This is a genomic window from Ruminococcus flavefaciens, from assembly GCF_900119075.1.
In the GTDB taxonomy this organism is placed as follows: domain Bacteria; phylum Bacillota; class Clostridia; order Oscillospirales; family Ruminococcaceae; genus Ruminococcus; species Ruminococcus flavefaciens_Q.
The window spans coordinates 470,792-483,290 of the sequence record NZ_FPIP01000002.1 but is presented as its reverse complement, the minus strand read 5'-3'; the positions used below and the strand labels follow the sequence as shown (position 1 = coordinate 483,290).

Below are 12,499 nucleotides of genomic sequence, written 5' to 3'. Positions count from 1 at the left end.
GCGGCGTCCCTTTTCTATGCACTAAGCACTAAAAACTGATAACTCATTCAAAAAACACTATTCCAAAGCGGCGTTTCGCCGCTTTTCAGCATTTCAAGCATATCGCGGAGCTCTGCAAGCTCCGCCGTCATCTCGTCCTCTTCATTTTCGGCAAGGTGAACTATCCGAGAGCAAAGTCGGTCTATCTCAACAAGCTTGTCATATTTCAGCAGTACCGAAGCCCATTCACGGAAATGCTCCCACTCGTCGTTGATTTCCCGAGCTTTTTCAGCAGCTCCCGATATATCGCCGTTTTCTTCAAGTCCGCATATAACGTCTATCTGCGACAGCATGGCGTCACAGCGGCGGTTCACCCACAAGCTCGAAAATATGCTGACTCCGATGAGAAGCAGCAGGATCGCTCCGCTTATTTTAACTCTTGTCATTTTTTCTCCCCCAAGGTCACTATCATCGGCGGAGTTCCCTGCTTATCGGCTATAAAGCAGCTCCCCGAGCTGTCGGCAGTCATGATAAAAACGTCATTCAGACTCATTTTATTTGCGGAAAGCAGCATTTCCACCGCAGCTTTGCTCAGCTTAACGGACTCCATAGCCTGCGGTATGAACTTCCCGTCGGCAATTATCAGCACAGGCGGCTCGGAGCACTCCGCGGCTATCTTCATATCCTTTCTCGTGGGAGTATCCAGCGTCTGCTTCTTCATAACGGAAACGCTGCCTGTAGTCTCCACGATAGCGTACTGGACCTCGCCTATATCGAAGATATCCTTGCTTCTCAGCGCCATAAGCAGGTCATCTACGGAAAAGCGCAGCTCCCGCATGATATCGCGCTCAATGCAGCCATTCCTGATGATTATCTTCGGACTTCCCGAGATAAGTCGGCGAAGCTCAGGCAGCCTGAGATTTATCCACGACACCATGACCTCAAAGCACACCAGCGACAAAATAGGCGTAACACCGACGATTATGGGGATATTCACGTCCTCGATAGGCAGTGTTGCGATATTGGAAACAAGGATAGTAATGACCAGCTCCGAGGGCTGGAGCTCCCCAAGCTGCCGCTTACCCATAAGTCTCACGGCGAATATGACAAGAACGTACAGGATAACCGAACGAATCAGTATAACGCACATAAAAACAGCTCCTTTCAGGGTATTATCCCTCAAAAGGAGCTGTTTATTCTTTATTCAGCAAAACGCTTGTTGTATTCCTGATAAGCTTTTACAATTATCTCCGCACAGAGATCGTCGCCAAGTTCGGCGCTGTTGAGGCAAAGCGAATACTGATCCTTATCCTGCCATGTCCTGCCCGTATTAACGTTATAGAAAGTCTCACGGCGCTTGTCAGCCTTTTTCATCACTGACTCAGCTTTTCTCTCTTCAACTTCGTATTCCTCTATGGCACGTTTTATGCGCGACTCAGCGTCGGCGTAGATATATACGCTGAAGCAGCCCTTATCCTCAAGGATATAATTTCCGCATCTGCCTACCAGAACGAAGCTGTTTTCCTGCTCTGCTATCTCGTTAATGATACGGCTCTCCATAATGAAGACCTTATCTGAAAGAGGAAGATTCTCCTCCATAGTCCTTGCGGGATTTGCCGAAAGCAGCAGCGAATAAAGGAAGCTTGTGGGTACATTTTCCTCGGCGTTTTCAATATTCTTGATGGCAATACCGCATCTCTCGGCTGTCATTTTCAGTATCTGACGATTGTAGCAGTTGATACCAAGCTTTTCAGCTACAAGATTACCGATGACGCTTCCGCCGCTTCCGTACTGCCTTTCGATTGTAATGATAGGTTTTTTCATCGGTGTTACCTCCAAATAGATAAAATATTATTGAAACTTTGATAAAATAAGCACAATAGTATTATATCACATTTTGCACATATTTCAAGCTGTTATATAATAATAATTGTTTAAAATCATTATTTCTATGTTTTCAACAATTTGCTGTCATCTGATTTGTGCATATTATTAAATAAAAAATCTCCCGTTGCGTAGAACAACGGGAGATAATAAGTTTAATTTACTGCTTGAACTGTGCAGACTTTAATCAAACGCAGCCCTGAGCCTTCATTGCCTCAGCAACCTTGAGGAAGCCTGCAATGTTAGCGCCAGCCATGTAGTTGCCAGCCATGCCGTACTCCTTAGCAGCCTCATCGCAAGCCTTGAAGATAGACTTCATGATGCCGTGGAGCTTCTCGTCAACCTCTTCAAATGTCCAGCTGAGTCTCTCGCTGTTCTGGCTCATCTCAAGACCGGATGTAGCAACACCGCCAGCGTTTGCAGCCTTAGCAGGACCATAGAGAAGACCATTTGAGAGATATGTCTCGATAGCCTCAGGAGTTGAAGGCATATTAGCACCCTCAGCGATAGCAAAAGCACCGTTAGCAACGATAGCCTTAGCGCCGTCACCGTTGATCTCGTTCTGTGTAGCGCAAGGAAGAGCGATGTCAAGCTTGATGCTGCCTGCGTTGCACTTGAGTGTCCAAACGCTGCCCTCGTGGTACTCAGCATTCTTGTGTGAAGTTCTGCCGACATACTCCTTGATTCTGCCGCGCTCAACCTCCTTGATCTGCTTAACGAGATCAAGTTCGATTCCGTCCGGATCGTAGATATAACCGTTTGAGTCAGAAACTGTAACTACCTTAGCGCCGTACTGTGTAGCCTTCTCTGTAGCGTAAATAGCAACGTTACCTGAACCTGAGATAACAACTGTCTGATCCTTGAAGTTCTTGCCGTTAGCCTGGAGCATCTCGTTTGTGAAGTAGCAGAGACCGTAACCTGTAGCCTCTGTTCTTGCGAGTGAACCGCCGTATGTTAAGCCCTTACCTGTGAGAACGCCAACGAACTCGTTGCGGATTCTCTTGTACTGACCGAACATGAAGCCGATCTCTCTTGCGCCTGTTCCGATATCACCAGCAGGAACGTCGCAGTCAGCGCCGATGTGCTTGCAGAGCTCTGTCATGAAGCTCTGGCAGAAACGCATGATCTCTCCGTCGCTCTTACCCTTAGGATCGAAGTCGGAACCGCCCTTGCCGCCGCCCATAGGCAGTGTTGTAAGGCTGTTCTTGAATACCTGCTCAAAGCCGAGGAACTTGATGATTCCGAGGTATACTGATGGGTGAAGTCTGATACCGCCCTTGTAAGGTCCGATAGCAGAGTTGAACTGGATTCTGAAACCTCTGTTTACCTGTACCTTGCCGTTGTCGTCAACCCAAGGAACACGGAATATGATCTGTCTCTCAGGCTCTACGATTCTATCGAAAACGCCTGCGTCGATAAGGTCCTGTCTCTTCTCAGCAACGGGCTGGAGAGTCTCAAGAACCTCTGTAACTGCCTGGATAAACTCAGGCTCGCCTGGATTTCTCTTCTTAACTGTTTCTAAAAGATCGATAAGATACTGATTTTTTAACGCCATTGTTAAAAAACCTCCTTTTCAAAATTCTGCGACTAACGCAGTTCACGAATAATTATAGCACTCTGAGCCGCATTTTGCAATACCTTAAAGCGGTGAAATTTATTTTTTTCTTGTTTTTGTCTCTACTGCACAAAACGCACATCTTTTTTTATTGATTTCTTACAATGTTTTTGTATAAGCCTACAGTTCCGCTCTGTATTTTTTGTAAGATATGGTTTACATAGGCTTCGACAGGCTTCGGCAGACAGGATTTATTTTTTTATATTTTGCTGTTTTTATATTGATTTTTTATGCGTTTTATTATATAATATCTATATTGGATATTTTTCCGATGTAAAGAGAGAAAGACAGCAAGGAGGGAAACGATATGCTCAGAGCCATATGTTCCCGAAAAGAGCTCACCGCCAACAGCTATTACGACTGCGTAAAGGACATAATCGGCTGTCAGCAGGTACAGGAGCTCAGGTCTATCACCCACCATATATCAACGACTCGCTTTCAGCACTGCGTGAATGTCTCGTACTATTCCTACATGGTATGCAGGAAATTCAATCTGAACGCCCGTTCAGCCGCAAGAGCAGGACTTCTCCATGACCTTTTCTACTACGATAGAAAGCAGTACAACTCGGAGAAGACAAAAGGTCAGGCTTCACACAGCGAGAATCACGCCATGCTCGCCTGCGCCAACGCCGCAGAGATAACCAAAATATCCAAGCTTGAGCGTGATATGATAGAGAAGCATATGTGGCCCGTGACCAGACCAATGCCTAAATACAAGGAAACATATATCATTACAATCATCGACAAATACTGTGCCGTCCTCGAATTCTGCGTACCAAAAGTCCAGCGCATAGTTCACAGGAAACCACAGTAATATATATAATGGAGGTATCCTACAATGAAGATCGAAACCAAATGCCTGCACGCAGGCTACACCCCAAAGAATACTGAGCCCAGAGTCGTACCTATAGTACAGAGTACTACATACGTTTACGATTCAACAGACGACGTTGCGGCAGTATTCGATGATCCCACCAAAAGCCTTATCTATTCGCGCTTTGAGAACCCCACAGTTATGGCTGTTGAGGACAAGATAGCCGCTCTCGAGGGCGGTATCGGCGCAATGTGTACCTCCAGCGGTCAGGCAGCTTCACTGCTCTCCCTGCTCAACATCTTAAAGGCAGGCGACAGCTTCATCTCTGCTGCTACCATCTACGGCGGTACTATCAACCTTTTCGCTTACACACTGAAAAAACTCGGCATTGAATGTATTTTCGTTGACGCAGACGCTTCCGAATCTGAGATAAGAGCGGCATTCAAGCCCAACACAAAGGCAGTTTTCGGCGAAACTCTCGCAAACCCTGCCCTCACAGTATTCGATATCGAGAAATTCGCCAAGATAGCTCACGAAAACGGCGTTCCTCTCATCATCGACAACACTTTCCCAACACCTATCCTTTGCAGACCTATCGAGTTCGGAGCTGATATCGTTATCCACTCCACAACAAAGTACATGGACGGTCATGCAGTTCAGGGCGGCGGCGTTATCGTTGATTCGGGAAACTTTGACTGGACAAACGGCAAGTTCCCTGAGTTCACAGAGCCTGACGAGAGCTATCACGGAACTATCTACACAAAGACCTACGGCAAGGCTGCATACATCATCAAGGCAAGAATGCAGCTCATGAGAGACTTTGGCTGCTATCCTTCGGCACAGTCCGCATTCTACCTCAATCTCGGTCTTGAGACTCTCCATATTCGTATGAAGGAGTACTGCGTAAACGCTATGAAGGTAGCTGAATACCTCGAAGCAAACAAGCACGTTGAGTCTGTAAACTACCCCGGACTTGCAAGCAATAAGTACCACGAGCTTGCCAAGAAGTACCTCCCCGACGGTACAAGCGGCGTTATCTCATTCATTATCAAGGGCGGCAGAAGCGCAGCTGTAAAGTTCATGGATTCTCTCAAGCTTGCCTCCAACGAGGTCCACGTTGCTGATATCCGTACCTGCGTGCTCCACCCTGCAAGCGCTACTCACCGTCAGCTCACTGACGAGCAGCTCGTTGCAGCAGGCATCAACGGCGGCCTTGTAAGATTATCGGTTGGACTTGAAAACGTTGAGGATATCCTCGACGACCTCAGACAGGCATTTGCAGCTCTCGACTAAGCACTAAATCTCAGCACTATTCTTTGCAATTATCCCTAAAATACATTCAACTTGCCATGAAAAGAGGTAATTAATATGAGAACTATCATCGTATATTCATCACAGACAGGCTTTACTAAAAAATACGCAGAATGGCTGGCAGAAAAGCTGGGCGCGGAAACAATGACCATAAAGGACGCCCGCAAAAAGGACGATAATTATTTCGCCGCCTATGACGCCATAATCTATGGCGGCTGGGTAGCTGTCGAAAAGATACATAAGGCTGACTGGTTCACCAGCAGAATAGAAAAATGGCACAGCAAGAAGCTCGCTATGTTCTGCGTGGGAGCAAGTCCCACAAAGTACTCGGGAGTGGACAATCTTCTGAAAAAATCACTTACCGACGAGCAGAAAAAGTATGCAAAGGTATTCTACTGCGAGGGCGGACTGGATTACGATAAAATGCCCCTCGGTTCAAAAATGCTCATGAAGACCTTTGCCGCAATGCTCAACGGCAAAAAGGATAAAACTCCTGACGATATCGCAATGGCAGAGCACGTTTCAAAGTCAGGCGATTACACCGACAAGAAATACATCGAGCCAATAGCGGCGTATATCACACAATAGTAATAAAAGGCGTAAAGGTAAAACCTTTACGCCTTTTTCTCAGTCTTTCCTGAAAACTTCTTTGAGCACCATTGCTCCGCCTGCCGCAGTCATGCCGAACATTACTATGAATGTAAAGGCGCTGGAGCGTATCCAGTGGAGATGTGTGGTCATCATTACGCTGAGCAGAACGATTATGATACCGATAGAAAGCACTACCCAGCCGAATATCTTCTTATCCATAAGGAACAGCATTCCTATGCCAATGATTATGGGCAGCATTATCAGTCCGTTCGGAAGTCCGAAGCCGCCTATCCTGAAAAACGAGCCGCTGTAGCCCCACGAGCTTGTGACCTCGATATTCTGGAATATCATGAAAAGTCCGCCGCCCAGCAGAAGAAGTCCTACAAAGAACGACAAAAGCCTGTTTCCCTCGCTCTTGTTTGCAGCACGGGCACTGTCACGAGCCTCAAGAAGCTCTTTATACATTTTATCAAGCTCTTTGTCTTTGTTGTTTTTTGACATAATACCGTCCCCCTAACATCAATATTACAAAATTATTATACATTAAAGTACAGGAATTGTCAAGTATGGCTCAGCTTTTTTATAAATTCTCAATTTATGATTTTCCCTCTTGACAAAACCGAAAACATGATATATAATAAATTGAAAATGATTATCAAATTCAAATATGAGGTGTTATTCAAATGTTCAAGTTCAGCAAATCCCTTTCACTTACAGTATCCGCAGTTCTGGCTGCTTCCGTATTCGCAGGCTGCTCAAACACAAGCGCTGCAAAAAAAGACAGCAAGCTCAGTATAGTCTGCACTACTTTCTCGGAGTACGACTGGACTAAAAATATTATCGGCGACACCGACAGTGCTGAGGTGACATATCTTCTCGGCAGCGGTGTTGACCTCCACAACTATCAGCCCACAGCTCAGGATATACTCACTATCTCAGACTGCGACCTGCTCATGTACGTAGGCGGCGAGTCCGAGGGCTGGGTGACAGATACACTTCAGGACGCAAAAAACAAGGATATGAAGGTGATCAGACTCTTTGACGTCCTCGGACAGAGCATCAAGGAAGAGGAACTCAAGGAGGGCATGGAGCCGGAGGAAGAGGAAGAAGAGGGCGAAGAGGAGAAAGGTCCCGAGTACGACGAGCACGTTTGGCTGTCCGTAAAGAATGCAGAGGTCATCTGCGACGCTATATGCGATTCTGTCTGCGAAAAGGACGCTGATAACGCAGACAAGTACCGTGCAAACCTCGAAGCCTACAAGAACGAGCTGAAAAAGCTGGACGAGGGCTTCACGGAAATGGCTGACAGCGCAAAGACAAAAACAGTGCTTTTCGGCGACAGATTCCCATTCCGCTATCTGGTGGACGACTACAATATCGACTACTACGCAGCATTCGTAGGCTGCTCAGCAGAAACTGCCGCAAGCTTCGAGACTATTGCAAAGCTGGCAGAAAAGGTGGACGAGCTTGACCTCGACACTGTATTTATCATCGAAAACTCCGATGATTCCATTGCCAAGTCCATAATATCAAACTCCAAGAAAAAGGACATCACTATTGAAAAGCTCAATTCGCTCCAGTCCGTAACAAAGAACGACATAAACGGCGGAGCAAGCTATATTTCCCTTATGAATGAAAATCTTGAAACATTGAAGAGGGTGCTTGACTAATGAGCGCATTGCTAAAATGTGAAAACGTTTCCCTTGGCTATGAGGGCGACGTCATTGCAAAAAATCTGAACTTTACCGTCAGCAGCGGCGATTACCTCTGTATAGTCGGTGAGAACGGCTCGGGAAAGAGTACGCTTATAAAGGCTCTTCTCGGACTGAAGCCTCCCGTCAGCGGCAATATCGAGCTTTGCGGCGGCATGGGCAAAAATGAGATAGGATATCTTCCGCAGCAGACTATGGTGCAGAGAGACTTCCCCGCCTCAGTGCGTGAGATAGTTCTCTCGGGCTGTATGAACCGCTGCGGACTTCGTCCGTTTTACAGCAAAGAGGAAAAGAAGCTGGCTCACGACATGATGAGGAGACTTGAAATAGAGCCCCTCACCAAACGCTGCTACAGAGAGCTTTCAGGCGGTCAGCAGCAGCGAGTGCTCCTTGCAAGAGCCCTCTGCGCCGCAAGAAAGATGATACTCCTTGACGAGCCCGTAACAGGACTCGATCCAAAGGCTACCAATGAGATGTACGAGCTTATCGACAGTCTCAACAAAAAGGACGGCATAACCGTCATCATGGTATCCCATGATATGAACGCCGCCGTGAGATATGCTTCCCATATTCTGCATATCGGCGGCAAGCAGCTGTTCTTCGGCACTAAAGAGGACTACATGAACAGCAAGATAGGCCAGGCTTTCCTTTCTGTTATGGGAGGTGAGGACGATGAGTGATATGTTTTCAACGCTGGGCAGATACTTTGAAATGCCTACAGTACGCTATGCTCTTATAGTAGGACTACTCATAGCGCTCTGCTCCTCGCTTTTAGGCGTAACGCTGGTAATGAAGCGCTTTTCATTCATCGGCGACGGACTCTCCCACGTAGCATTCGGCGCTATGGCTGTAGCTACTATCACGGGTGTCACCAACAATATGCTCATAATCATGCCAGTCACTGTATGCTCGGCAGTGCTACTGCTGAGAACAGGCAGCAATACCAAGATAAAAGGCGACGCCGCCATTGCCATGATATCCGTGGGAGCTCTGGCTCTGGGCTATATGCTCATGAATATCGCCTCTCAGAGCGGCAGCGGCAGAACATCGGGCAACGTTACCGCCGATGTGTGCAGTACGCTGTTCGGCTCGACGGCTATACTGACGCTGTCAATTGCCGATGTATGGATATGTGTTGGAATGTCGGTCATAGTTATCGCAATATTCCTCATATTCTACAATAAGATATTCGCAGTTACATTCGACGAGAGCTTTGCAAAGGCTACGGGCATACGCTCAGACCTTTACAATCTGCTCATTGCAGTTGTCATAGCCATGATAATCGTCATCGCTATGAACTTCGTAGGCTCTCTGCTGATATCGGCACTGATAATCTTCCCTGCCCTGTCGGCAATGCGCGTATTCAAGAGCTTCCGCAGCGTTATCATCTGCTCGGTGATAATCTCCCTGCTCTGTGCGTTCTTCGGCATAATAATCTCAATACTTGCAGGAACTCCCGTAGGTTCGACTATAGTTTCGGCAGATATCATCGTTTTCTTCATATTCTGTCTTACATCATTCATACTAAGGAGAGGAAAATAAATGAAAAAGCTTGCAGTTGTTTTATGCCTGTGTGCAGCCATTTTCTCAGGCTGCGGCAACACTCAGAAAAGTGCGGAAAGCTCCGCGGATAACGCAAAAAGCTCCTCCGCCGACGGCATAGACCTTGACCTGACAAAAATGAGCAGCACTATGGTCTACAGCACCGTATACAGCATGATAACGACTCCCGATGACTATATGGGCAAAAAAATCAGGGTAACAGGCAATTTCAACGCCTATCACAACGAAAACACGGATAAAACATACTTCTCCGTTATTATCGCAGACGCCACAGCCTGCTGTCAGCAGGGACTTGAATTCGACCTTGGAAAGGACTATAAGTATCCCGACGATTACCCGTTTGAAAATGCGCTTATCACCGTTACAGGCACTTTCACAACATATAAAGAGGATAATTATACATACTGCCAGCTAAAAAATGCTTCCTATAAGCTCCAATGAGCAAAAAGCACAAAACACTTCTGCTTTTATGCGCGGAAGTGTTTTTCTTTACCATAAATACCCCCATGTCTTGACAAGAGACTTCAAAATGTGCTATCATTAAATTTATACAGTTTAAATGTATTTCAGTATATTATCAAAGAGGAGGTTGCGCTATGGAAACCATTAATGAGATCGCAGCACGTATACGTGAGCTGCGCGAGGTGTGCGACTACACACAGGAAAAGCTTGCACAGGAGCTTGGTCTTACTGCCGAGCAGTACGCAGGCTATGAACAGAACGGTGACTTTCCTATCAGCGTCATCTATGAGATTGCAAACAAATTCGGAGTCGATTTCAATGAGCTCGTCACAGGCGAACCCAGCCGTATCGACACTTATCAGGTTGTCCGCCGCGGCAAGGGCAGAAGCATAAGCCGTTTCCCCGGTTATCGCTTCAAGGATCTCGCTTTCCGCTATGCCGATAAGGTTATGCAGCCGCTTCTTGTTACACTTGAACCGTCGGACGAGCCCGCAAAGCTCGTAAGCCACTCGGGACAGGAGTTCAACCTTGTTCTCAAGGGAACTGTCGCTGTAGTATTCGAGGATCAGGAGATCATCCTCCACGAGGGCGATTCGATATACTTCAACCCGACCTATCTCCACGGACAGCGCTGCGTGGGCGACAGCAAAGCAAGATTTCTCACTATGATCGCTGAATAAAAGCCGCTTTTGGGCAAATAAAAAGGAGTTCTTATAATCATGCTTTTAGACCGATATCTTCCCCGTATCGAATTTGATTCATACGAGGATTTCAAGGAAAATTACCGTGTAAACGTTCCCGAAGACTTCAACTTCGGCTGGGACATCGTTGACGAATGGGCAAAGCAGGAGCCCGAGAAAAAGGCTCTTGTATGGCTCAGTCACGATAAGCAGGAGAGGACGTTCACTTTTACTGATATTTCCAAGCTTTCAAACAAGACCTGCAACTATTTCCGCAGCCTTGGACTGAAAAAGGGCGATGTAGTACTTCTTATACTCCGCCGCCGCTGGGAGTACTGGGTAATAGCTACCGCTCTCCACAAAATGGGCGTTATCCTTATCCCAGGAAACCTGCTCTTTACTACACATGATATCGCTTACCGCGGCAATATGGCAGGTATCTCTGCTATCATCGCCTGCGATGACGAATACATACGCGGTCAGATAGACGGAGCTGCTCCTCAGATAGAGACTCTCCGCAAGAAGATAGCCGTTGCAGAGCCACGCGAGGGCTGGGACTTCTTCGAGGACGAGATCGAAAAGTTCCCCGATACCTTTGAGCGTCCTACAGGCGCCGAGGCTACAAAGGCTACAGATACCATGCTGATATACTTCACATCAGGCTCAACAGGTATGCCTAAAATGGTATGTCACAACTTCGCACATCCGCTTGGTCACATCGTTACCGCTAAGTACTGGCATCAGGTACAGGAGAACAAGCTCCATATGTCAATATCCGACTCAGGCTGGGCTAAGTTCGGCTGGGGCAAGATATACGGACAGTGGATATGCGGCGCTATACAGTTCGCATACGACTTCACAGGCAGATTCAACGCAAAGGATATACTGGAAGTTATCAGCCACTACAAGCTGACAACATTCTGCGCACCGCCTACAATGTACAGATTCATGCTTCAGGAGGATATGACAAAGTATGACCTGTCCTCCATTCAGAACTTCTGCAACGCAGGCGAGCCCCTCAATCCTGAGGTATTCAACCGTATCTACGAGCTCACAGGCAAGAAGATGCGCGAGGGCTTCGGTCAGACAGAGGGTACCGTACTTATCGCAAACTTCCCGTGGATAGATCCTAAGCCCGGCTCAACAGGAAAGCCTTCACCGCTCTACAATATCCACCTGCTCCGTCCCGACGGTACAGAGTGCGACGACGGTGAAGAGGGCAGCATCATGGTATGCGGCATAGACAAGGAGCGTCCTACAGGTCTGTTCTGCGGATACTACAAGAACCCTGAGCTCACCGAGGCTGTTCTCGGCGGCAAGAACTACGACACAGGTGACGTTGCATGGCGCGATTCCAAGGGCTATTACTGGTTCGTGGGAAGAAACGACGACGTTATCAAGTGCTCGGGCTACCGTATCGGACCATTTGAGGTAGAGAGCGCACTTCTCACCCACCCTGCTGTAGTCGAATCCGCTATCACAGGCGCTCCCGATCCTATAAGAGGACAGGTAGTAAAGGCTACAGTCGTTCTGGCAGAGGGCTATACTCCGTCACCCGAGCTCACAAAGGAGCTTCAGGATCATGTTAAGCATGAGACTGCTCCATATAAGTATCCTCGTGTTATCGAGTACGTAAAGGAACTGCCAAAGACTCTGGGCGGCAAGATAAAACGTGCACAGATCCGTCATCAGGACGAGGAAAACTCAGCAAAGTAAATCAGAAACCTACATCAGCCATAAAGTCGCGACTTTATGGCTGTTTCTGGATAAAAAGTGATCAGTTTCAAGTGCTTAGTGATTAGTTAATGTCTGCTGCCGCAGCTATGCGCTGATCACTAACAGCTAATAACTGAAAAAATATTACTCAGGCTTAATATTTTTTTGCATT

General features: G+C 47.1%; 14 protein-coding genes. 9 read left to right on the top strand and 5 right to left on the bottom strand.

Annotated elements, in window-relative coordinates:
• Positions 1-47: 47 nt before the first annotated feature.
• From BT105_RS04950 to gdhA, 4 genes are all read right to left on the bottom strand, one after another.
• Positions 48-425, bottom strand: a complete 378-nt coding sequence (locus BT105_RS04950) for a DUF4363 family protein (RefSeq protein WP_028515798.1) — start codon at positions 423-425, stop codon at positions 48-50.
• A complete protein-coding gene (locus BT105_RS04945; RefSeq protein ID WP_072299703.1) occupies positions 422-1,129 on the bottom strand; it encodes a DUF421 domain-containing protein in 708 nt (235 codons plus the stop codon). Before BT105_RS04945 ends, BT105_RS04950 begins: the two co-directional genes overlap by 4 nt.
• Positions 1,130-1,179: 50 nt before the next feature.
• Positions 1,180-1,803, bottom strand: coding sequence for a cytidylate kinase-like family protein (locus tag BT105_RS04940; protein ID WP_072299702.1), 624 nt, complete (start codon positions 1,801-1,803; stop codon positions 1,180-1,182).
• A gap of 247 nt (positions 1,804-2,050) precedes the next feature.
• Positions 2,051-3,418 (bottom strand): NADP-specific glutamate dehydrogenase, encoded by a 1,368-nt coding sequence (gene gdhA, locus BT105_RS04935; protein WP_072299701.1) that lies wholly within the window; start codon positions 3,416-3,418, stop codon positions 2,051-2,053.
• A 367-nt stretch (positions 3,419-3,785) separates the two neighbouring features.
• On the opposite strand from gdhA, the gene BT105_RS04930 reads away from it, so the two are divergent.
• From BT105_RS04930 to BT105_RS04920, 3 genes are all read left to right on the top strand, one after another.
• On the top strand, positions 3,786-4,292 hold the full coding sequence (locus BT105_RS04930) for an HD domain-containing protein (protein ID WP_028515796.1): 507 nt from the start codon (positions 3,786-3,788) through the stop codon (positions 4,290-4,292).
• 24 nt (positions 4,293-4,316) lie between these two features.
• Positions 4,317-5,585, top strand: a complete 1,269-nt coding sequence (locus BT105_RS04925) for an O-acetylhomoserine aminocarboxypropyltransferase/cysteine synthase family protein (RefSeq protein WP_072299700.1) — start codon at positions 4,317-4,319, stop codon at positions 5,583-5,585.
• A 75-nt stretch (positions 5,586-5,660) separates the two neighbouring features.
• Positions 5,661-6,191 carry a flavodoxin domain-containing protein gene (locus BT105_RS04920; protein WP_072299699.1) on the top strand — a complete coding sequence of 177 codons (531 nt, stop codon included), beginning with the start codon at positions 5,661-5,663 and terminating at the stop codon, positions 6,189-6,191.
• A 39-nt stretch (positions 6,192-6,230) separates the two neighbouring features.
• Here the strand turns inward: BT105_RS04920 and BT105_RS04915 are convergent, their stop codons facing one another.
• Complete coding sequence (locus tag BT105_RS04915; RefSeq protein WP_072299698.1) at positions 6,231-6,695, bottom strand: hypothetical protein; 465 nt, start codon at positions 6,693-6,695, stop codon at positions 6,231-6,233.
• A gap of 182 nt (positions 6,696-6,877) precedes the next feature.
• Between BT105_RS04915 and BT105_RS04910 the strand changes: the two genes are divergently transcribed.
• The 6 genes from BT105_RS04910 to BT105_RS04885 all read left to right on the top strand — a co-directional run bounded on the left by BT105_RS04910 (position 6,878) and on the right by BT105_RS04885 (position 12,327).
• On the top strand, positions 6,878-7,864 hold the full coding sequence (locus BT105_RS04910; RefSeq protein WP_072299697.1) for a metal ABC transporter substrate-binding protein: 987 nt from the start codon (positions 6,878-6,880) through the stop codon (positions 7,862-7,864).
• Positions 7,864-8,586: a metal ABC transporter ATP-binding protein gene (locus BT105_RS04905; protein WP_072299696.1), complete on the top strand. Its 723-nt coding sequence runs from the start codon at positions 7,864-7,866 to the stop codon at positions 8,584-8,586. Before BT105_RS04910 ends, BT105_RS04905 begins: the two co-directional genes overlap by 1 nt.
• A complete protein-coding gene (locus BT105_RS04900; RefSeq protein ID WP_242940084.1) occupies positions 8,579-9,448 on the top strand; it encodes a metal ABC transporter permease in 870 nt (289 codons plus the stop codon). The genes BT105_RS04905 and BT105_RS04900 overlap by 8 nt, the downstream gene beginning before the upstream one ends.
• Positions 9,449-9,910, top strand: coding sequence for a hypothetical protein (locus BT105_RS04895; protein WP_081367796.1), 462 nt, complete (start codon positions 9,449-9,451; stop codon positions 9,908-9,910).
• Between the two features lie 155 nt (positions 9,911-10,065).
• Positions 10,066-10,611: a helix-turn-helix domain-containing protein gene (locus BT105_RS04890; protein ID WP_028515789.1), complete on the top strand. Its 546-nt coding sequence runs from the start codon at positions 10,066-10,068 to the stop codon at positions 10,609-10,611.
• Positions 10,612-10,650: 39 nt separating this feature from the next.
• The gene (locus BT105_RS04885; protein ID WP_072299695.1) at positions 10,651-12,327 is read left to right on the top strand and encodes an AMP-binding protein; all 1,677 of its coding nucleotides are present in this window, start codon (positions 10,651-10,653) and stop codon (positions 12,325-12,327) included.
• Positions 12,328-12,499: the final 172 nt, after the last annotated feature.